The 20,842-nt window shown below is 62.4% G+C and carries 22 protein-coding genes; 16 read left to right on the plus strand and 6 right to left on the minus strand.

Features of this window, described 5'->3' with window-relative positions; genetic code table 11:
- Nucleotides 1-86 precede the first annotated feature (86 nt).
- Together F3H98_RS22010 and F3H98_RS22015 are read left to right on the plus strand one after the other, a co-directional pair.
- Nucleotides 87-779, plus strand: coding sequence for a winged helix-turn-helix transcriptional regulator (locus tag F3H98_RS22010; protein ID WP_149762484.1), 693 nt, complete (start codon nucleotides 87-89; stop codon nucleotides 777-779).
- A 103-nt stretch (nucleotides 780-882) separates the two neighbouring features.
- Nucleotides 883-1,482 carry a glutathione S-transferase family protein gene (locus tag F3H98_RS22015; protein ID WP_149762485.1) on the plus strand — a complete coding sequence of 200 codons (600 nt, stop codon included), beginning with the start codon at nucleotides 883-885 and terminating at the stop codon, nucleotides 1,480-1,482.
- A gap of 147 nt (nucleotides 1,483-1,629) precedes the next feature.
- Here F3H98_RS22015 and F3H98_RS22020 read toward each other — a convergent pair whose 3' ends face one another.
- Complete coding sequence (locus tag F3H98_RS22020; protein ID WP_149762486.1) at nucleotides 1,630-2,292, minus strand: outer membrane protein; 663 nt, start codon at nucleotides 2,290-2,292, stop codon at nucleotides 1,630-1,632.
- Nucleotides 2,293-2,687: 395 nt separating this feature from the next.
- Here F3H98_RS22020 and F3H98_RS22025 point away from each other — a divergent pair, with 395 nt between their 5' ends.
- The 6 genes from F3H98_RS22025 (at nucleotide 2,688) to F3H98_RS22050 (ending at nucleotide 7,856) form a co-directional block, all read left to right on the plus strand.
- Entirely contained in the window at nucleotides 2,688-3,452 is a 765-nt protein-coding gene (locus tag F3H98_RS22025) for an SDR family oxidoreductase (protein ID WP_149762487.1), read from the plus strand.
- Entirely contained in the window at nucleotides 3,449-5,554 is a 2,106-nt protein-coding gene (uvrC, locus tag F3H98_RS22030) for an excinuclease ABC subunit UvrC (protein WP_149762488.1), read from the plus strand. Before F3H98_RS22025 ends, uvrC begins: the two co-directional genes overlap by 4 nt.
- Before the next feature lie 116 nt (nucleotides 5,555-5,670).
- A complete protein-coding gene (gene pgsA, locus F3H98_RS22035) occupies nucleotides 5,671-6,261 on the plus strand; it encodes a CDP-diacylglycerol--glycerol-3-phosphate 3-phosphatidyltransferase (RefSeq protein ID WP_149762489.1) in 591 nt (196 codons plus the stop codon).
- 4 nt (nucleotides 6,262-6,265) lie between these two features.
- Nucleotides 6,266-6,520 (plus strand): molybdopterin converting factor subunit 1, encoded by a 255-nt coding sequence (moaD, locus tag F3H98_RS22040; RefSeq protein ID WP_149762490.1) that lies wholly within the window; start codon nucleotides 6,266-6,268, stop codon nucleotides 6,518-6,520.
- A gap of 4 nt (nucleotides 6,521-6,524) precedes the next feature.
- Nucleotides 6,525-6,998, plus strand: a complete 474-nt coding sequence (locus F3H98_RS22045) for a molybdenum cofactor biosynthesis protein MoaE (RefSeq protein ID WP_149762491.1) — start codon at nucleotides 6,525-6,527, stop codon at nucleotides 6,996-6,998.
- A gap of 75 nt (nucleotides 6,999-7,073) precedes the next feature.
- Nucleotides 7,074-7,856, plus strand: a complete 783-nt coding sequence (locus F3H98_RS22050) for a YbaY family lipoprotein (RefSeq protein WP_149762492.1) — start codon at nucleotides 7,074-7,076, stop codon at nucleotides 7,854-7,856.
- A gap of 94 nt (nucleotides 7,857-7,950) precedes the next feature.
- Here F3H98_RS22050 and ndk read toward each other — a convergent pair whose 3' ends face one another.
- Nucleotides 7,951-8,373, minus strand: a complete 423-nt coding sequence (gene ndk, locus F3H98_RS22055) for a nucleoside-diphosphate kinase (RefSeq protein WP_149762493.1) — start codon at nucleotides 8,371-8,373, stop codon at nucleotides 7,951-7,953.
- A gap of 247 nt (nucleotides 8,374-8,620) precedes the next feature.
- Between ndk and F3H98_RS22060 the strand changes: the two genes are divergently transcribed.
- The 6 genes from F3H98_RS22060 (at nucleotide 8,621) to F3H98_RS22085 (ending at nucleotide 14,797) form a co-directional block, all read left to right on the plus strand.
- A complete protein-coding gene (locus tag F3H98_RS22060; RefSeq protein WP_149762494.1) occupies nucleotides 8,621-9,133 on the plus strand; it encodes a DinB family protein in 513 nt (170 codons plus the stop codon).
- A 195-nt stretch (nucleotides 9,134-9,328) separates the two neighbouring features.
- On the plus strand, nucleotides 9,329-10,573 hold the full coding sequence (locus F3H98_RS31220; protein WP_188130517.1) for a hypothetical protein: 1,245 nt from the start codon (nucleotides 9,329-9,331) through the stop codon (nucleotides 10,571-10,573).
- A 253-nt stretch (nucleotides 10,574-10,826) separates the two neighbouring features.
- Complete coding sequence (locus F3H98_RS22070) at nucleotides 10,827-12,704, plus strand: ABC-F family ATP-binding cassette domain-containing protein (RefSeq protein WP_149762495.1); 1,878 nt, start codon at nucleotides 10,827-10,829, stop codon at nucleotides 12,702-12,704.
- Nucleotides 12,701-13,510 carry a crotonase/enoyl-CoA hydratase family protein gene (locus F3H98_RS22075; protein WP_149762496.1) on the plus strand — a complete coding sequence of 270 codons (810 nt, stop codon included), beginning with the start codon at nucleotides 12,701-12,703 and terminating at the stop codon, nucleotides 13,508-13,510. The genes F3H98_RS22070 and F3H98_RS22075 overlap by 4 nt, the downstream gene beginning before the upstream one ends.
- A gap of 120 nt (nucleotides 13,511-13,630) precedes the next feature.
- Nucleotides 13,631-14,326, plus strand: coding sequence for a class I SAM-dependent DNA methyltransferase (locus tag F3H98_RS22080; RefSeq protein WP_149762497.1), 696 nt, complete (start codon nucleotides 13,631-13,633; stop codon nucleotides 14,324-14,326).
- 39 nt (nucleotides 14,327-14,365) lie between these two features.
- Nucleotides 14,366-14,797 (plus strand): nuclear transport factor 2 family protein, encoded by a 432-nt coding sequence (locus F3H98_RS22085; RefSeq protein ID WP_149762498.1) that lies wholly within the window; start codon nucleotides 14,366-14,368, stop codon nucleotides 14,795-14,797.
- A gap of 91 nt (nucleotides 14,798-14,888) precedes the next feature.
- Here F3H98_RS22085 and F3H98_RS22090 read toward each other — a convergent pair whose 3' ends face one another.
- The 4 genes from F3H98_RS22090 to F3H98_RS22105 all read right to left on the minus strand — a co-directional run bounded on the left by F3H98_RS22090 (nucleotide 14,889) and on the right by F3H98_RS22105 (nucleotide 18,168).
- On the minus strand, nucleotides 14,889-15,506 hold the full coding sequence (locus F3H98_RS22090) for a hypothetical protein (RefSeq protein WP_149762499.1): 618 nt from the start codon (nucleotides 15,504-15,506) through the stop codon (nucleotides 14,889-14,891).
- A 115-nt stretch (nucleotides 15,507-15,621) separates the two neighbouring features.
- The gene (locus F3H98_RS22095) at nucleotides 15,622-16,173 is read right to left on the minus strand and encodes an AAA family ATPase (RefSeq protein WP_149762500.1); all 552 of its coding nucleotides are present in this window, start codon (nucleotides 16,171-16,173) and stop codon (nucleotides 15,622-15,624) included.
- A 26-nt stretch (nucleotides 16,174-16,199) separates the two neighbouring features.
- Nucleotides 16,200-16,649: a DNA polymerase III subunit chi gene (locus tag F3H98_RS22100; RefSeq protein ID WP_149762501.1), complete on the minus strand. Its 450-nt coding sequence runs from the start codon at nucleotides 16,647-16,649 to the stop codon at nucleotides 16,200-16,202.
- A 25-nt stretch (nucleotides 16,650-16,674) separates the two neighbouring features.
- Nucleotides 16,675-18,168, minus strand: coding sequence for a leucyl aminopeptidase (locus F3H98_RS22105; protein ID WP_149762502.1), 1,494 nt, complete (start codon nucleotides 18,166-18,168; stop codon nucleotides 16,675-16,677).
- A 379-nt stretch (nucleotides 18,169-18,547) separates the two neighbouring features.
- On the opposite strand from F3H98_RS22105, the gene lptF reads away from it, so the two are divergent.
- Both lptF and lptG read left to right on the plus strand, forming a co-directional pair.
- Nucleotides 18,548-19,753, plus strand: coding sequence for an LPS export ABC transporter permease LptF (gene lptF / locus F3H98_RS22110; protein WP_149762545.1), 1,206 nt, complete (start codon nucleotides 18,548-18,550; stop codon nucleotides 19,751-19,753).
- Nucleotides 19,750-20,835, plus strand: coding sequence for an LPS export ABC transporter permease LptG (lptG, locus tag F3H98_RS22115; RefSeq protein WP_188130520.1), 1,086 nt, complete (start codon nucleotides 19,750-19,752; stop codon nucleotides 20,833-20,835). The genes lptF and lptG overlap by 4 nt, the downstream gene beginning before the upstream one ends.
- The last annotated feature ends 7 nt before the right edge of the window (nucleotides 20,836-20,842 follow it).

Consider the following 20,842-nt stretch of genomic DNA (forward strand, 5'->3'; position numbering starts at 1 on the left):
TAGCAAAAGCAGTCAAAAGCGTGATTTGGCAGCAACGCAGAGGGCCGGTATTCTATCCGACCAAAAGACTTCCCGGAGGCTTCTGCATGGAAGACAGCGGCGGATATGGCCAATTCTGTCCCGTTGCGATGGCAGCCGAAATATTATGCACCCGGTGGACCACACTGGTGGTTCGCGAGCTTCTTTGCGGCTCGACCCGGTTCAACGATCTCAGGCGCGGCGTTCCCCGCATGTCGCCGGCCCTCCTGTCCAAGCGCTTGAAGCAATTGGAAAAAGCCGGCGTCATCGTGACCACGCCGACAGCTTCGGGCACGCACGAATACCGGCTTTCGCCCGCCGGCGAAGAGCTTCGCCCGATCGTCATGTCGATGGGATTCTGGGGCCACCGCTGGGTCGAATCGCGGCTTTCGCTGAAAAATCTCGACCCTTCCCTGCTGATGTGGGACATGCGCCGCAATCTCAATCCGCAGCCATTGCCGCCCCGGCGCTGCACGATTCAGTTTCAGTACCCCGAATTGCCCGAAGCGCAGAAAAATTGGTGGCTGGTGGTCGAGAACGGCGTCGTCGACCTGTGTGGTTTCGACCCTGGCTACGAGGTCGACCTGCTGGTGCGCGGTTCGCTCAAATCGATGACGGCAGTGTGGATGGGCATGGCGGCGGTGAGCCGGGAGATCGACGCCGGACGGCTGGAACTCGACGGCGAGCCGTCGATCGCCAGCGCCATGCAGAAATGGCTGGGTCTCAGCGGTTTTGCCGGTGGTTCGCGCCAGGTTGCCTGATTTTTACGCCCTGCGGCACTGAATACAGGTTGGCTCAAGCAATGGCGATTGCCCAGGGCTACTCTGCCCCCTAGCCTGCGCACGTCAGAATCAGGAATCGCCCATGCCGAAACTATTCTACGCGTCCGCTTCGCCCTACAGCTGCAAGGTTCTCATGGCGGCCGCCCATGCCGGCATCGCGCTGGAACCCGTCAAGACCGACACCAACGCCGACCCAGCCGAACTCCTGGCGGCAAACCCGCTCGGCAAGATCCCGACGCTGGTCACCGACGACGGCTTTTCCGTGCATGACAGCCGCGCTATTACCCAATATCTCAACCGCTTGTCGAAAAACGCGCTGTTCCCGCGCAACCCGGAGAAGCGCACCGAGGCCGAAAAGCTGGAAGCGCTGGCCGACGGCATGTGCGACAGCCTGCTGGCGCAGGTCTACGAGCGCAGGCACCGGCCGGAGGAGAAGATCCACCAGCCATGGCTCGACCGGCTGTGGTCGAAAGTCGTCCGTTCGCTTGACGAACTCGAAGCCGCGCCCCCGAAGCTTACCGGCAAGGTGCACGCCGGGCAGATGGCCCTGCGCTGCGCGCTTGGCTACCTGGATCTGCGCTTTGCCGGGAAATGGCAATCTGGACGGCCGAAGCTGAAACGCTGGGCGAAAAAATTCGACCAGAAGTACCCGGAATTGACGGTGTTGGTGCCGGCGGCATAGGGAGCGAATAGCGAATAGCGAATAGGCAAAATGATGCCGTGCAGCGCTGGCAAACCCTATTCGCTACTTACTATTCGCTATTCGCTTCTAACAAAAAAAGCCGGGCGTCGCCGCCCGGCTTTTTCCTGATCTCTGGCTGTCGCCGGATCAGAACTTCATACCGACGCCGAACAGAACGCGGTGATCCTTCGAGTCGGACGAGACCGTGCCGCCATTGATGGCGTAGTCTTCCGAGCCGAAGTCGGTGTAGCGATACTCGACGCGTCCGAACACCTGCTGGGTGATCTTGATGTCGGTACCGACGCCGGCCGTCCAGCCGAGGTGGGTCTGGCTGTCGCTGCTGCCCGTGACGGTGTCGGTGATCTTGTTGTTCTGCAGCGCACCACCGGCGGTGGCGTACAGCAGGATATCCGGGGTCACCGCAACACCAAGGCGGGCACGGAGCGAGCCGTCGAGATCGGCCTTCGACTCGATGCCAGCGTTGTCGCCCTTGTAGCCGCCGTAGCCGAGATCGGCTTCGAGACCGTAGACGAAACCGTTGCTTTCCATCTGGTAACCGGCAAAGCCGTGCGCCAGGAAGCCGTCAGTGTCGATCTCGAGGGTCGGGTCGCCGACGTCGGTCTGGCCCGAGAAGCCGTAGCCGAGCGTCACACCCGCGTAGGGGCCGGACCAGGTGTTGAGCGGCGGCTGTTCCATCGGAGCGGCCGGTGCCGGCGGCTCTTCCATCACAGCATCGGCGGCGAAGGCGGGGGCCATGCCGAGAGCGAGCAACCCGAGAGCAGCCGCGGTAGATTTCAAATTGGCTTTCATTCTTTTACTCCTTGGTCACCAGGGAACTCGTGACCTTTTCCGATTGACACTCGAGCAACCGCGGGAGGGGAAACGGCTGTCGCGTCAGACAGTTCCCAATGTCGGGTCGAATTGAGGCATCACCAGACCTGAAGTTGGGTGATTCCCCGGCTCCAAAAAGGCGGAAAAATGACGTTGCCGTTCGGCAACAGCTTTGTCAGCAGAGTGGCGGCGCAACGGCTTTAACCCTCTTGGTACAAGGGGTTAGCCGCTCTATATTCCTGCTTCGGTCGCCCTTCGAAAAGCGATTCCGCAGCCCCGCCGTTGGGCACTGCCACATTGCTGCCCCATGACCGAACGCAACCTTACCAGGGAATGGGGCAGGCGCCGCATTCCGGCGATCCGGAGAAGCGAAGATGGCGAATGTCGAGAGAACCGCGCTCGTCACCGGGGGCGCCAGGCGCATCGGCAAGGCGATCGTCGAAGACCTGGCGGCGCATGGTTTCGCCGTGGCGATCCACTGCAACACATCGCGCGAGGACGCAGCAAGATTGGCAGCTGAAATCAATGCATCAGGCGGACGCGCCGCCGTTGTGGAGGCTGACCTGACCGATCTCGACGCGACGGCGAAGGTCGTCGCCGAGGCCACGGCGGCGATCGGCCCGATCGGCCTGTTGGTCAACTGCGCTTCGGTGTTCGTCGGCGATTCGGCTGAAAATTTCGACTGGGGAGACTGGGACCGGCATTTCGCCGTTCATGTGAAAGCTCCCGCGCAGCTTGCGCGCGATTTCGCGGTCCAGCTGCCGGAAGAAGGCGAAGGCCTGATCGTCAACATTATCGACCAGCGGGTCTGGCGGCTCACCCCACGCTATTTTTCCTACACGCTGTCCAAGTCGGCGCTGTGGACGGCCACGCAGACACTGGCGCTTTCATTGGCGCCACGCATCCGCGTCAACGCCATCGGCCCCGGCCCCACGCTTGCCAACACCCGCCAGCGGCCCGAGGACTTTCAGGCGCAGCTTGACGGCCTTGTTCTCGGCCACGGACCTGCACTCGATGAATTCGGCGCGACGATACGCTATCTATGGGAAGCACGGTCGGTAACCGGCCAGATGATCGCCGTGGACGGCGGGCAGCATCTTGCGTGGCAAACGCCGGATGTGACAGGCATGATTGAATGAACGACGAAGAGAAAAATAAAACGCCGAAGCGGCCGCGCGGCCCGTCCGGCGCCAGCGACGATATCGCCGGCTACGTGCCGGGCGACGAATACGAGGACGACGACAGCTCGGCCGACGACGCGCCACTGGCCGAAGCGGCTGCCGCCGACGGTCCTGCCCTGCCCTTCGTCGCGATAGATTGGGAAGCCCATGCGGGCGACGCCGACGGCATGCTCGGCGCCGAGGTGATCCAGACGCTGGTCAGGCAACTGCCCAATTCGCCGGGCGTCTACCGCATGATGAATGCGTCGGGCGACGTGCTCTATGTCGGCAAGGCGCGCAATTTGAAGAAGCGCGTCACCAACTACGCGCAGGGCCGTTTCCACACCAACCGCATCGGCCGCATGGTGCGCGAAACCTCGACGATGGAATTCGTCGTCACCCGCACCGAAACTGAAGCGCTCCTGCTCGAAGCGAATCTGATCAAGCGCTTACGGCCGCGCTTTAACGTTCTGATGCGGGACGACAAGTCGTTTCCCTACATTCTTCTGACCGGCGATCACCCTTCGCCCGGCATTTTCAAGCACCGCGGCGCGCGCTCGCGCAAGGGCGACTACTTCGGGCCGTTCGCGTCGGCCGGCGCAGTCGGTCGCACCATCAATTCGCTGCAGCGGGCGTTCCTGCTCAGGACCTGCACCGATTCGGTCTTCGAAAGCCGCACGCGGCCCTGCCTGCTCTACCAGATCAAGCGCTGCTCAGGGCCGTGCACCGGTGAGATCGGCGCTGCCGACTATGCCGAGCTCGTCACCGAGGCAAAGGATTTCCTTTCTGGCCGCAGCCAGAAGGTGAAGTCCGAGATTTCGTCGGCCATGCAGGCGGCCTCGGACGATCTCGATTTCGAGCGCGCCGCCGTCTACCGCGACCGGCTGGCGGCGCTGTCCCATGTGCAGAGCTACCAGGGCATCAACCCGCAAGGCGTCGAAGAAGCCGACGTCTTCGCCATCCACCAGGAAGGCGGCCAGACCTGCATCCAGGTGTTCTTCTTCCGCACCGGCCAGAACTGGGGCAACCGCGCCTACTTCCCAAAAGCCGATCCGGCGCTGGAACCCGGCGAGGTGCTTGGTTCGTTCCTGGCGCAGTTCTACGACGACAAGCCCTGCCCGCGCCTCATTCTTTTGTCCACCGGCGTCGAGGACCAGCCGCTGCTGGCCGAGGCGCTGTCGACACGCACCGGCCACAAGGTGACGGTCACGGTGCCGCAGCGCGGCGAAAAGAAGGATCTTACGGACCACGCGCTGCAAAACGCACGCGAGGCGCTCGGCCGCCGGCTTGCCGAAACCTCGACGCAGGCCCGGCTGCTTACCGGCTTTGCCGAAACCTTCGGGCTGCCAAAGGCGCCGCAACGCATCGAGGTCTACGACAACTCGCACATCATGGGCACCAACGCGGTCGGCGCGATGATCGTGGCGGGGCCGGAAGGCTTCGTGAAGAACCAGTACCGCAAGTTCAACATCCGCTCGACCGAGATCACCCCCGGCGACGATTTCGGCATGATGCGCGAGGTGATGGAACGGCGCTTTTCCCGGCTCCTCAAGGAACATGGCACACCGCTCGGCGAGGACGGCGAGGCGGCCGACGAGGAGGAAAGCAACGCTTCAGGCTTCCCGGCCTGGCCCGACGTCATCCTCATCGACGGCGGCCAGGGTCAGATGTCGGCGGTGCGCAAGATTCTCGACGATCTCGGCGTCTCCGATCTGGTTACCGCCATCGGCGTCGCCAAGGGCCAGGACCGCGAAGCCGGGCGCGAACGGTTCTTCGTGCGCGGTCGCGACTCGTTTTCGCTGCCGGTGCGCGACCCGGTTCTCTATTTCGTTCAGCGCATGCGCGACGAAGCGCACCGCTTCGCCATCGGCTCGCACCGGGCGCGGCGCAAGAAGGAAATGGTGAAGAATCCCCTCGACGAGATCGGCGGCATCGGTCCCGGCCGCAAGCGAGCGCTTCTCCTGCATTTCGGCACCGCGAAAGCCGTTAGCCGGGCAGCGATGGAAGACCTGATGGCAGTCGACGGCATTTCGGAACATATTGCCCGGCAAATATACAACCATTTCCATGAAAATGGCTGAAACTGCTGCGATTTCCCGCATGACGGCGATTTTTGATTGGTCCATGGCGTCCGCGCGATTGACCGGCGGGCCGGCGTCCTGTTTTGAGTAAGCAGATCAGGAAAGCAGCAGGCATCATGGCAAAACGCGCCTTCAACCTCCCCAATATGCTTACCTACGGCCGCATTCTCGCCGTGCCGCTGGTGGTGCTCTGCTTCTATCTAGAGGGGCGGCTGCAATCGAGCGATTTCGCACGCTGGCTGGCGCTGTTCCTGTTCCTTGCCGCCAGCGTCACCGACTATTTCGACGGCTACTTCGCCCGCGCCTGGCAGCAGACCTCGAACATTGGCCGCATGCTCGATCCGATAGCCGACAAGCTTCTGGTTTCGACCTGCCTGCTGCTGCTCGCCGCCGACACGGACCGCACCATCGCAGGCTGGTCGCTGTGGGCGGCGATCATCATCCTGTGCCGCGAGATCCTGGTTTCGGGATTGCGCGAATATCTGGCCGCGCTCAAGGTCAGCGTGCCGGTGACCCGACTGGCGAAGTGGAAGACGACGATTCAGATGTTCGCCATCGGCTTCCTGCTCGCCGGACCGGCCGGTGACAAAATCCTGCCCTACACGACGCAGATCGGCATCACGCTTCTGTGGATTGCCGCTATCGTCACGCTCTACACAGGCTATGATTATTTCCGTGCCGGCGTGAAGCACATCGTCGACGAGTGAGACAATGACCAAGCTCATTTATTTCGCCTGGGTCCGCGAGCGCATCGGCAAGCCGGAAGAAATTGTGGCGCTGCCCGAAAGCGTGAAAACGGTCGCCGACCTGTTGCGCTGGCTGAAATCGCGCGGCGAGGAATACGAGCATGCGCTGCAGTATCCCGACGTGATCCGCGTCGCCATCAACCAGGAACATGTCGACCATCGCGAAAGCCTTGCCGGAGCGAGCGAGATCGCGCTGTTTCCGCCAATGACCGGAGGCTGACCCTATGAGCGCGCACGCCGTTCCGACCGTGCGCATCCAGGCCGGGGATTTCGACATTGCGGCCGAGATCGCCCGGCTGGTGCAAGGGCGCGGCGATGTCGGCGCGGTCGTCACCTTTTCGGGCCTTTGCCGCGACGAAGCAGGAACGCTGGCCGCGCTCGAACTCGAACATTATCCGGGCATGGCTGAAGCCGAGATCGCGCGCATTGCTGCCGAGGCCATGCAACGCTGGCCGCTGACCGGGCTTACCGCCATTCACCGCCATGGCCTGATAAAACCCGGTGAGAACATCGTGCTGGTGGTAACCGCCTCAGCGCACCGGCAGGCGGCTTTCGACGCCGCCAACTTCCTGATGGATTTCCTGAAGTCGCGGGCCCCCTTCTGGAAGAAAGAACATCGTACCGACGATACTGCCGGCAACTGGGTCGATGCGAAGGAAGCGGACGAAACCGCCGCCCGTCGCTGGAAACGTTCCTGACATCGCCGCGGCAGCCACGGAACCACCGCAATCACCTGATTCCTTCAGGCTTAAACACAAAAACGAGGTGGAGCGATGATCAGCAGAGTTGCCGAGTTCATCTTCTTTGGTGTGGCGCCCCTGCTCATCGGCCTCGCCGCGATACCGGCAAACCTTTCGGCAGCCGAGCGGACGATCGCCGGCGAAGTGCTTTATCGCGAGCGCATCGCGCTTCCCCCGGATGCGGCGGTCCTCGTTCAGTTGCTTGACGTTTCGCTTGCCGATGCGGCGTCGAGGATCCTCTCCGAGCAGACCATCAAGCCCGCCGGGCAGGTTCCGATCCCGTTCAAACTGTCCTTCGACGCGGACAGGATCAAACCCGGCAGGACCTATGCGCTGCAGGCACGCATCACCGTCGGCAGCACGATCTGGTTCATCACCGATATGCGCAATACGGTCGATCCGGGCGCGGCCAGCAGCCCGCAAAGCCTGCTGTTGAAGATGGTGCACCAATCGGAGACGCTGCAGACACGGCCGGAGGACATGATTTTCGACCGAACCTGGCTCGCCGAAGACATCGAGCAGCGCGGCGTCATCGATACCGCGCAATCCACCTTGCGGATTGGGTCCGACGGCAAGATTTCCGGCATTGGCGCCTGCAACAACTACTTTTCGACAGCGTCGGTGAAAGGCACGAAGCTGCAAATCGGCGAGATCGGCTCGACCCGCAAGCTCTGTCCGCCGGCGATCATGGACCAGGAGCGAAAGTTCTTCGAGGCGCTCAGCAAGGCCGCCGGCTTCCATTTCGACGGCACGGGCAAGCTCCATCTCGTCGACGCCGCCGGCCGTGCGCTGCTGCGCTTCGCACAGGCAGGCTGAGTCACGGGGTTCGCAGCCCAAGCAAAAAGCCGGAGCTCGCGCCCCGGCTTTTTTCATCTTGTTTGATTGCGAGGCGAGCCTCGCAAACGCGATTTCAGCCGACGACTTCGGTGCCCGAGAACCAGTAGGCGATTTCTTCGGCGGCGGTTTCCGGCGCGTCCGAGCCATGCACAGAATTCTCGCCGATCGACAGCGCATGCACCTTGCGAATAGTGCCTTCGGCGGCGTTGGCTGGATTGGTGGCGCCCATCACTTCGCGGTTCTTCGCGATGGCGTTCTCGCCTTCCAGTACCTGCACGATGGTCGGGCCAGACGACATGAACTCGGTCAGTTCGGCGAAGAAGGGGCGATCCTTGTGGACAGCGTAGAAACCCTGGGCTTCGCGCAGGCTCATCCAGACGCGGCGCGATGCGACGACGCGCAGGCCGGCATCCTCGAGCATCTTGGTGATGGCGCCCGTGAGATTGCGCTTGGTTGCGTCCGGCTTGATCATCGAAAAGGTGCGTTCAATCGCCATGCTCTTGTCCTTTGGGAATAAAGATTTCGGAAGGTGGCGCGCTCTTTAGAGCAATTTTCACCGGAACGGAACCCGGTTTCGGGCGCGACTTGCGCGTCAAATTCATCAATCGGGTGGCCGGGCAAGCGTCATCGCCGCCCGTCAAGCACTGCTGGCTGCGAGGCCTGGAGCAGAATGATCATTGACTTCTTTTCCCCGGCACGTCTGGTACGCCACAATCCTGTTTCGCATGGCAAAGACAATACGAATGAAAAAGCACTTCATGATGTTGGCCGCCTACAACCACTGGGCCAACAGGCGCCTGTATGATGCCGCCGCGCAGCTTCCGGAAGAAGATTTCACGCGCGACACCGGCGCTTTCTTCAAATCCATGATGGGCACGCTCAACCATATACTCGTCGCAGACCGCATCTGGATGAAACGCTTTACCGGCGAAGGCGAGGCCCCGGCCGCGCTCGACGCGATCATCCATAGCGATTTCGCCAGACTGAAAGCCTCGCGCGAAGCGGAAGACAATCGCATTGTCAAATGGATAAACCAGCTCGGCGACAAGGATTTCGGCGGGCGCTTCACCTATATGACGATGACTGACATGCGCACCATCTCACAACGTCTGGCGCCTGCACTTGGCCATTTCTTCAATCACCAGACACATCATCGAGGTCAATCCCACATGATACTGACTTTACTCGGATATCAATCGATACAATTTGATCTGTTTCTTTTCCAAAGGACTGAAGAAGGGAGAGATTTCGCCTGAGTTTGTTTCGCTTTCATCAGACCAAGAAACTCTTTCATCAGTAAATTTCTAAATTTTTACGCAAATTACCTGCGTAACCGTTACATTTTACATGTAACATTTTACTTCTTCTGAAACTTTCGCTTAATTCTCCCGTAAGTTGAAGGTGCAATCGGCTCGCGAGTTGGTTGCACCTCGAAACCACAGGAGAGTGTAATGGCAACGTTGATTATGCGGTTCGCCAACACGTTGGCGAGTGGTGCTCTAATTCTTTCCCTTTGCGTGCCGGTTTCGGCGACTGACCTTTGCGGCTGCGGTAGCAGCGGTGACGGCCTCGGCGACTTAGGCGGTGGACTTGGCGCTGTCGGCGAAACTGTCGGCGGCGTCGCCGGCGGGCTCGGGCTGGGGGGTAGCGGTGGCGGCCTCCTTGGCGGCGGCGGCCTCCTTGGCGGTGTCGTTGGCGGTGTCGGCGAGACTGTGAGCGGCGTTACCGGCGGGCTTGGGCTCGGCGGTAGCGGCGGCCTCGTGGGCGGCCTTCTCGGCGGCGGCAGCAGCGGTGGCATCGTCGGCGGTGTCGTTGGCAGCAGCGGCAGCGGCGGCCTCCTTGGCGGTGTCGTTGGCGATAGCGGCGGCGGCGGCCTCCTTGGTGGCGTCGTTGGCGGTGGTGGCGGCGGCCTCGTTGGCGGCCTCCTCGGTGGCGGCCTTCTCGGCGGCGGCAGCGTCGGCGGCGGCGGTAGCGGCGGCCTCGTTGGCGGCCTCCTCGGTGGCGGCCTCCTCGGTGGCCGCGGCCTCAATGTCGGCGGCGACAATGGCATCACCGTCAGCTCCAGCCGCAACGGAGCGCTCGGCGTTCGCGCCAGCGTTGGCGGCGCCAGCGGCATCAATGCGGATGTCGGTGCTAACGTCGGCGGCAGCAGAGGCCTGGCCAGCGTCGGTGCCGGCGCTTCGCTTGGCGGACCTGGTGGCGTCGTGGCCAATCACGATATATCGGTCGCCAGCAGCAGAGGTCTCGTCAGTGAGACGCTGAGGGTGTCGATAGGTGGTGCCAGCGGAATCAGAGTCGGCAAAGACATATCTGTCGTCAGCAACAGGGGTCTTATCGATGCCCGCACCGCCGCATCGGTTGGCGGCCAGGGCGGCCTCAACGCTAACGTCAGCGCCAATGTCGGTGGCAGGAGTCTCGCATCCATCGGCATAGGGCCCGGCCTCGGTGGCACCCGGACCAACCCCGGAGGTCCTGGCAACCCCGGCGGGCCTGGTAATCCTGGTGGCAATCCAGGCAATCCCGACGGTCCGATCTCCCGCAACCACGACAATCCTGGCAATCCGAACTCCCGCACCAATGATCGAGGGACGGTGGTCGCCCGCAGCCTCGGCAACTCCGGTGTTTTCGGCATGCAGAGTCCGACCGCACGCCGGGGGTCAATGTCGCCGGGCTTTCCAACAGCAAGACCATGCTGATGAAAAAGCGCTGCGTCGACGTGATGGAGAACTCCGGCGGCTACGACCGCGGCCTCGTCGAACTGTGCAGGATACTGGGTAAGTGAACCGCTAGTCACGTTCCAAGGGAGGCCCGCAGCGATGCGGGCCTTCTGCTTTCCTGGCCGGCCAGCAGCCTGATGCGGTTCGGGCGAACGTCCTGACCGCGCGGCCTACCCTACCCTGGAGAGTGGCTCTTGCCATATCAGCAACTCTCCTCCAAAACGCCCCGGCCATGCTTATCCTCAACGACATCTCGCTCCGCATCGCCGGCCGCCTTCTCCTCGATCACGCGTCGCTGACGCTGCCAGCGGGATCGAAGGCTGGCCTCGTCGGCCGCAACGGAACCGGCAAGACCACCCTGTTCAAGGCGATCACAGGCGATCTCGCCACCGAGACCGGTACGATCTCGATGCCCAAGAACACCCGCATCGGCCAGGTTGCCCAGGAAGCGCCGGGAACCGAAGAGCCGCTGATCGACATCGTGCTGAAGGCCGACGTTGAACGCGCAGCACTTCTCGCAGAAGAAAAGACCGCGACCGATGCGCACCGCATCGCCGAAATCCACATGCGGCTCGCTGACATCGACGCCCATTCGGCGGAGGCGCGCGCAGCCACCATCCTCGCCGGCCTCGGCTTCGACGCCGACGCCCAGAAACGCCCGGCCTCGTCGTTTTCCGGCGGCTGGCGCATGCGCGTCGCGCTCGCCTCGGTGCTGTTCGCCGAGCCCGACCTGTTGCTGCTCGACGAACCGACCAACTATCTCGATCTGGAAGGCACGCTGTGGCTTGAAAACTACGTCGGCAAATATCCGCACACCGTGCTTCTGATCTCGCACGACCGCGACCTGCTCAACCGGGCCGTGTCGTCCATCGTGCATCTCGACCAGCAGAAGCTGACCTTCTGGCGCGGCGGCTACGATCAGTTCGACCGGCAGCGCGAAGAGCAGCAGATCCAGCAGGAAAAGAGCCGCATCAAGCAGGAGGCGGCCCGCAAGCACATGGAATCCTTCGTCGAGCGCTTCCGCGCCAAGGCCTCGAAGGCGCGCCAGGCGCAGTCGCGCCTGAAGGCGCTGGAGAAGATGAAGCCGATCGCTGCGATCATGAACGACACCGTGAAGCCGTTCAACTTTCCCGAGCCGGTGAAGACCGTCGCATCGCCGATCATCGCTATGAACGGCGTTTCGACCGGCTATGAGCCGGGCAAGGCCATCCTGAAGCAGTTGACGCTGCGCATCGACGAGGACGACCGCATCGCGCTCCTTGGCGCCAACGGCAACGGCAAGTCGACCTTCGCCAAGCTTCTTTCCAGCCGGCTGAAGGCGCAAACCGGCTCGATGACCGTCGCGCCCGGCCTGAAAGTGGCGATGTTTGCCCAGCACCAGCTCGACGATCTGCGCCCGGAAGAAAATGCCATCGAGCATGTGCGCCCATTGATGCAGGGCGCGCCGGAAGCCAAGGTGCGGGCACGCGTCGCCCAGATGGGCCTGGCGACCGAAAAGATGATGACGCCGGCGAAAGATCTTTCCGGCGGCGAGAAGGCGCGCCTGCTGATGGGCCTCGCCGCGTTCGACGGGCCGAACCTGTTGATCCTCGACGAACCGACCAACCACCTCGATATCGATTCGCGCGAGGCGCTGGTGCACGCGCTGAACGATTATTCGGGTGCGGTGCTCCTCATCTCGCACGACCCACATTTGATCGAGGCGACCGTCGACCGGCTGTGGCTGGTGAAGGACGGTTCGGTAAGATCATACGACAACGACCTTGCCGAATACCGGCGCGAGATCACGGGTGACGCCGGCGACCGCCGGCAGCGCCGCGAGCAGGACAAGGCGTCCAAGGCCGACCGTCGCCGCGAAGCCGCCGCGCGCCGCGCCGCGATGGAGCCGGTCGCCAGGGAAATCCGGGCGACCGAGGCGCTGATGGACCGCATCCGCAAGCGCATCGACGGCATCGAGGACGAACTCGCCAACCCCGCGCTCTATGAAAAAGACCCGTCGACTGCGACGCGGCTTGCCAAGGAGCGTTCCGAGCTTTCCAATACGCTCGCCGGCCACGAGGAAAAGTGGCTGGCGCTTTCGGCGGAATATGAGGAGGGAACGGCTGAATGACGATCCGGGTCGAGAAGGACGGCGACATCACCATCGTTACCATCGACCGGGCTGAGGCGCGCAACGCCGTCAACCCCGACATGGCGCTGGCGATGTTCAACGCCTTCATGGCCTTCGAACGTGATGCCAATCAGAAGGTCGCGGTCCTGACCGGCGTTCCCGGCAGCTTCAGCGCCGGTTTCGACCTGAAATGGGCCGCTGCAGGCGGCGAAGACGACAAGTGGTTCGCCGAGCATCAGCTCGACGCCAGTTTCGACAACCCGATCAAATATCCGCGCAAGGGACCGATGGGCCCGACCCGGCTCTTGCTTTCGAAACCGGTGATCGCGGCGATCTCCGGCCCGGCGGTGGCTGGCGGCATGGAACTGGCGCTGTGGTGTGACCTCAGGGTCATGGAGCAGTCGGCCTATATGGGCGTCTACTGCCGCCGCTGGGGCGTGCCGCTGATCGATGGCGGAACGGTGCGGCTGCCGCGCATCGTCGGCCAGGGACGAGCGATGGACCTGATCCTCACCGGCCGCAAGGTCGAGGCGGACGAATGCCTGGCCATCGGGCTCGCCACCAGGGTCTGCCCCGATGGAGCCTCGCTGGAGACAGCGCTCGGGCTCGCCCGCGAGCTTACCCGCTTTCCGCAGGCCTGCATGCACGCCGACCGCATGTCTGCCCTCGAACAATGGTCGCTGGATCCAGCGCAATCGCTGGTCAACGAGTGGGAAAGCGCGGAAACCTTCCGCTCCGAGGGCGCCATGGGCGCGGCGCGCTTCGCCGCCGGCAAGGGACGCTCCGGCGACTTCGGCGAAATCTGAGACGATGGAACCCATCGGATCGCCCTACCCGTCGACCAAAACGCATATTTTATTCGCGGATCGCCTGCTTTTTCTGGGCTAAACTTGCGAAAAGCACATTCGTCTTGCGGGAAATGAGAGATGGACTCCCGGATTTTCGACAAACGCGGCTACCCCATTGTCGGGGCCGCCGAAGGTTATGGCGAATGGGCCGCTACCTATGAGGCGACTGTCGCGGAAGGCCTGGATCAACCGCTCCTGCAGCGCATCCAGTCGATCGACTGGGTAACGACGAGCCGCGCCGCCGATCTTGCCTGCGGCACTGGCCGCACCGGGCGCTGGCTGAAGGACCGGGGCGTCGCGGGAATAGACGGCGTCGACATGACGCCTGAAATGCTGGCGCTGGCAAAGCGAGCCGGCGCGCATGATACGCTGCACCTCGCCGACGTGGCCGCCACGCCGCTGGCGTCATCAGCCTACGATCTTTGCACACTGGTGCTGGCTGACGAGCATCTCGCCGAACTCGGGCCTGTCTACCGCGAGGCGTGGCGGCTGCTCGAAGCCGGCGGCAGGTTCCTCATCATCGGCTATCACCCGTTCTTCATCATGAACGGCACCCCGACGCATTTTCACCGGCCGGACGGCGAGGCGATCACAGTCCAAACCCATGTCCATCTCTTCGCCGATCATTTCAGTGCGGGCTGCGGGAGCGGGCTGACGCTGGTCGAGGCACTGGAGTGCATCGTCGACGAGAACTGGCTGGAAACCAAGCCGAAATGGCGGAAGCATCTCGGCTGGCCCGTCAGCTTCGCCTATGTCTGGCGAAAAGGGCGCTAGCGATCCATTCGGGCCATAAGATGCACATAGAGAGCGGTGATGGAAACTAGCGTACGGAAGCTATTCGACCGATACGAGAGTGTTTTCAATCGATCTCTCGGCGGCGACATCGACATGGATGAGATCGCATCGCTGTATGCCTCCGATTTCATCGCGGCCTCTCCCGCCGGGATCATGACCGGAAAGAATGACGACCAGCTCAAGCAAGTCATGGCGCAAGGGTATGCGCATTACCGGGACATAGGTACGAAGGAAATGTGGATACGCGACGTCCGCGTGTACCCGATTGATGAACTCCATTGCGTGGCCCATGTCGCTTGGACCGCAACCTATGCCCGCGAGGACCAGCCGGATATCGCGATAGATTTCGATGTCCATTATCTCATTCAGGAGCTGGACGGCGAACCGAAGGTTTTCGGCTGGGTTTCGGGCGACGAGCAGGCACTTCTAAGGAAACACGGAATCATCTGAAAACCGCTCTTCCAGTCGGAGCCGCCTCCTGTGCCGGCAGTAGCGAACCAAGCTTCGCTCCATGAGAAAGACGTTTACCGCCGCAGCCCTATCAGCTCGCGGCATCCCGCCCCCAGCGCTTCGGCGGCGGTTGCGAATTCGGGTTGGACGGCGTTCCGCCGCCGCGCCGGGTCAAGGCCAGCACGAAGCCGATGAAGCCGATTGCCGTCAGCGCGAAGCCGATCGGCTGCACGCGGCTGTCGACAGCCATGGTCTGCGAACGCAGGATCAGTTCGGCCGACTTGACGGTGACGCCTTCGGCGTCGCCCGGACCGACCGTAAACCGGTAGGATGCATCCTCGACCGTATCGATGACGCCCGCGCTGTCGCGGTAGATCTTTTCCTGCAGCTGCGGATTGGTGTCGCGCGGCTTCGAGGTTGCAAAGGTGAGCGGCTGCGCAAGCACGGTGCGGCCGCCGCTGTCGGCGACCAGCGTCAGCACGGCGCCGCTGCCTTGCAGGTTCGGGGTCCCCTGCGTCGTCATCTCGATCTCGACATTGACTGGCGCGTCGCCCGATTTGAGCGCCACTTCCGCCGGCTGATAACCCTTTACCGCGTCATAGACATGCCAGGTGCCGAGGTCATGGCCGCCGACATTGCGCACCGCCCAGGGATACCCGAAGCCAGCAGCCAGGCCGATCAGGAAAATCAGGAAAAACAGGACCCGCATCGAAAACTCCCTGTCTCGTCCCGCCCTCTCTGCCATGCGACGCCGCTGCTTGTCCAATCGGTCCATCCCGTCCTGGGCCATCGCGGTTGGCAGCGGTGCGCGGTCACCTGCGGGGTTATAAATCCAGCTCTCGCATGCTTTCGGGATTGGCGAGAATCGCATCGACCGTCTCGCCGACCGTCTGTGACGACGTGTCGACCCAAAAACCGATCCTTGGCGTCTGCGCATGCAGCAGGTCGCGCATCGCCTCGGACGTCCAGGCGCCATACGCGGTTTTGGCCCGCGCGGCATCCCGGCTGGCCAGCGCCGTCGACGAGGGGTCGAGCACGACGACGCCGGTCGTGCATGGCTTCAGCCGATCGACCACGCGGGCGAGATATTTTCCCAAAATGACGTCCTGATAGACGACATGGAAACCGGCGGCAGCGTATTGCAAAGCGGTATGGCAAGCCAGATCGTAGCGCAACTCCAGTTGCCGCAAGGCTTCCGGCGACGCGTCCGGAGACATTTCCTTGCGGCCGCCCACAACCATCTTGCGAAAGATGTCGCCACGCAGGTGGACGCTTTTCGGCAAACGCTCGGCAAGCGCCTGGACAACGGTCGATTTTCCGGCGGCCATGCCGCCTGTAATCACAATGATCCGCGGAAAACTCAGGTCAGCGGGCATTCGGAGCTTTCGATGTTCGCAGGCCCTCAGGCCTTGCGTTCCCAGCGCTTGTCCGGGGTCTGCTGCCAATAGGTCACCGCGTGACCGGCCGCCTTCATGTCCTTCCAGTGCCGGCGCGCGCCCTCCAGTTGGGCCGCGTCGTGACCGTCGAACATGAACACCGCGCGGGCATAGGCGGAAAGCTCCGGCGGCTCGGCGCCATCGACGAGAAAGCGAATTTCGGCGGCGTTCTGGTTTTCCGGCTCGGTGGTCAAAAGCACCGGCTGCTCCTGCGGCCACGCCTCGCGGTCGGTCGCGTGGGCCAGGAATGCGTCGTCGCGAAACGTCCACAGATGCGCGTCGAGCGCGTCGCGGCGCTCCTCGGTGCCGGTCTGCACCACGGCCTTCCAGCCGCGCTGCAGGCTGCGCTCCAGCAGCCCCGGCAGCGCATCTTCCAGCGTCGATTCGGTCAGGTGATAGAACAGGACTTCGGCCATCCGCCTCGTTCCGCCGTGTCGAGGATCAGCCTTCGTAGTGGTCGCGCACCAGCCTGTCGAGCAGGCGGACGCCGAAACCCGAAGCCCAGGACTGGTTGATCTCGTTTGACGGCGAGCCCATCGCTGTGCCGGCGATGTCGAGATGCGCCCAAGGCGTATCCTTAACGAAGCGCTTGAGGAACTGAGCCGCCGTAATGGAGCCGCCATAACGGCCGCCGATGTTCTTCATGTCGGCGTTCTTGGAATCGATCAGCTTGTCGTAATCCGGGCCAAGCGGCATGCGCCACAGGCGCTCTTGCGTCGCCAGACCCGCGGCAGTCAGCCGCTCCGACAGTTCGTCATTGTTGGAGAACAGGCCGGCGTGATGCTGGCCAAGCGCCACCATGATCGCACCGGTCAACGTTGCCAGGTTGATCATGAACTTCGGCTGGAACCTGTCATTGCAATACCAGAGCGCGTCGGCGAGCACGAGGCGACCTTCGGCGTCGGTATTCAGCACTTCGATGGTCTGGCCCGACATCGAGGTGACGATATCGCCCGGCCGCTGCGCATTGCCGTCGACGCTGTTTTCAACGCAGCCGATGATGCCGATCGCGTTGACCTTGGCCTTGCGGGCAGCCAGCGCGTGCATCAGGCCGGTGACGGCGGCAGCGCCGCCCATGTCGCCTTTCATGTCCTCCATGCCGGCGGCCGGCTTGATCGAATTGCCGCCGGTGTCGAACACCACGCCCTTGCCGATGAAGGCGACGGGCTTTTCCTTGGCCTTGCCGCCGTTCCACGACATAACGACGAGGCGCGGCGGACGGGGAGAACCCTGGGCAACGCCCAGCAATGCGCCCATGCCGAGCTTCTTCATGTCCTTCTCGTTCAGCACCTCGACCTTGAGGCCAAGCTCTTCCAACTCGGACGCACGGGCCGCCAATTCGACCGGTCCCAGAATGTTGGCGGGCTCGTTGACCAGGTCGCGGGCAAGCACGACGCCGTTCACCACGCCTTCCACTTCGGCAAAGGCCTTTTTGGCCGCGGTCGGGTCAGCGCAGAGAATGGTGAATTTCGCCGGCTTCTTCTCCGGTTTCGCGTCGGCATCGTCCTTCTTGGTCTTGTATTTGTCGAACCCGTAGGCGCGCAGCAGAATGCCTGCCGCGACATTGGCGGCATCGGCTGCGCTTACCGAGATGCCGGCAATATCAAGCACGACGCTGACCTCGTTCGGCTTGCGGACCTGGGCGAACACCGAGCCGCCAAGCTTCAGCCAGCCATATTCGTCGATCGACGAGGCCTCGCCGACGCCCAGCGCAACCAGGCGGTCAAAACCGGCGCCTTCCGGCGCGATCATCTCGACAGATGTGCCGGACTTGCCTGTGAATTCGGTGATGGCGAAAGCCTTTTCCAGCACCTTGCCCGGGTCGCATGCCTTGCCGGTGTCGCTCAGTCCCGCGCCCTCGGCGGACAGGACAAGGACGCTGCCTTTTTTTGGCGCAGCGAGTTTGGCAAAGCTTATCGTGGGACGGGCGCTCATGCAGGATTCCTTGGGCGGGCGGGTTCCGGTTTCTCGGCGTTTGGCCGTTTCCACTGCTATGACAAGGCTTTGCAGCCACGGCAAGACCGAATCGGCCTGCCCTAAAGTAACGCTTTGGCGCTCTCCGAAACGTGATTTGCGGGAATCCAGCGCCGCTGCCAAATCCGTCGCATGTGGATGAACGCCGCCGGTGACGGTTTGTTAACGTCGTTTGTTGGCCGTTTTTTAGCCAATGATGGGGAGACTTTTACCGACACCCCAGCGCCTTTCTCGCCGGGGCGGAAGTGAATCAGTTGTGCGCCCGCCGTTGGGCGGATAAATTTATCTTTTGGCGTCACTGCGGCGCATAACCATTTGTGATTACGGAACCTTGTAGGTGATGAAGGTCGTCGAGCGCTATATCCTGCGACGGGCGTTCGCGGTCTTCGCCGGAGCCTTGTTCTGGACGCTTGCGATCGTCTGGACGACGCAGGTGCTTAGCCGCATCGATTTCGTCACCACCAGTGGCCAGTCGGCGATGGCCTTCTTCGAGCTGGCGACGCTGATCCTGCCTTCCGTCATCCCGGTGGTGGTACCGTTCGCCGTCAGCATCGCCGTTGCCCAGACGCTGTCGATGATGAACACCGATTCGGAGTTGGTGGTGATCAGCGCGGCAGGCAGTTCGCGCATGACAACCATCCGGCCGATCCTGCTTTTGGCGCTCGGCGCCAGCATCCTGTCGTTTGCCGTCGACAATGGCGTCGACCCTTATGCGCGGCAGCGGGCACGCGAGCTGGTATCGGAGGCGCGGGCCGATTTCCTCTCGACCGTCGTGCAGGAAGGCAGCTTCCGCAAGGTCGACGAGGGCCTTTTCGTGCAGATCGGCGAGCGGCGGCCGGATGGGCGGCTGGGCAGCATATTTGTTGCCGATTCCCGCGATAAGAACATCGATTTCATTTACTACGCCAAGGATGGCGCGGTGATTTCGCGCGACGGCAAGAATGTGCTTTTGATGAATGACGGCGTGGTCCATCGCAAGGCCGTCGGCGCCGAAGTGTCGATCATCCGCTTCCATTCCTATGCGTTTGATCTGTCGGCATTTTCATCAGAAGCACAGCAAGTTGTTCTGTTCGCCAAGGATCGCACGCTGGGCTTCCTTTTGAACCCCGATCCCAACGATCCGCTGTATGCGAAAGTACCGCAGCAGTTCCGCGCCGAATTGCACCGGCGCCTTACCGAATGGATCTACCCGCTTGTTTTCGCACTCATCGCGCTCGCCGTCGCCGGTGACGCCCGCTCCCACCGGGAAGCGCGCATCCATCCCCTGGTGACGTCGCTCGTTATCGCGCTGGTGGCGCGCTGGCTGGGCTTCTTCGTTTCCAACGAAACGCAAAACACGCCGTCTTTCGCCATTGCCGTCTATGGCGTGCCAATCTTCTTCGCCGCGATATCGGTGTGGTTCATCTATAAGCAGCGCACGATGGAACTGCCGATTTCGTGGGCTGAGAACCTGATCGCCCTCTTCCGCAGGATAGGCGACAGGGTGATCCTGTTGCGCCATCGCCTGCTCGGGCACCCCGTCCCTTCGACGCGAGGGCGTCTCTGATGGGTTGGACGCTCGGCCGCTATTTCTTCTTCCGCTACGTGACCATCACGCTTTGGTTCTTCGTCGGCATTTTCGCGCTGGTCTTCATCATCGACTTCACCGAGTTTTCGAGCAGCACGGCCGGCTTGCCCGGTTTCACCGTCCAGCTGGCGCTGGCCGTCTCGGCGCTCAGGGTGCCGATGGTGATGCAGCAGGTGGTGCCCTTCGTCGGCCTGTTCGCGGCCATGGCGACACTGGTCTCGCTCAACCGCAGGTATGAGCTGGTGATCGCACGCGCCGCCGGCATCTCGGCATGGCAATTCCTCTTGCCGGCCTGCATCGGCGCCCTGCTCTTCGGCCTCGCCACCATAGCGATCCTCAATCCAATCGCCGCCTACGGTTTTTCGCGGGCCGAGAACATAGAAACCGCGCTCCGTTCGGGCCAGTCGAACACCGTCTCCGCATTCGGCGCTCCATGGATCCGCCAGAAGACCGACGAGGGCGACGCCATCATCGGTGCCCGCGCCATTCTCAACCAGGGACTGGAGCTTTCCGACGCGGTGTTCTTCCAGTTCGACGCCGAGGGCGAGATCGCGCGAAGGCTCGACGCAAAACGCGCATTCCTGCGCGATGGCTATTGGGAACTGGTCGAGGTCAACGAGCTGAAGGACAGCACCGAGACAAAACTTCCGTCGGTGCGAATCAAGACCAATCTGCGCCCTGAAATCGTCCAGGAACGGCTTGCCCGTCCGGAGACCATTCCCTTTTTCCAACTACCCGCTAAGATCGAAATAGCGCGCTCGTTTGGATTGAGGGCAAATGCGTTCGCCATGCAGTTTCATTCGCTCGTTGCGCTGCCGCCATTGCTGGTCGCCATGACCTTGATCGCGGCAACGGTTTCGATGAGATTTGCGCGCATGGGACAGTCGGCTACGATGATTCTGGGTGGCGTCGTCGCGGGCTTTCTGCTTTATGTCGTCTCGGTTCTGGTCAAGGCATTCGGAACTGCGGGATTCGTGCCACCGGTTGTAGCGGCCTGGTTCCCTGTGATCGTGGCATTGTTCTTTGGGGTGACGTTCCTGCTCCACAAGGAGGACGGTTAGTGTTGGT

The organism is Neomesorhizobium albiziae (assembly GCF_900114255.1).
Lineage (GTDB): Bacteria > Pseudomonadota > Alphaproteobacteria > Rhizobiales > Rhizobiaceae > Neomesorhizobium > Neomesorhizobium albiziae.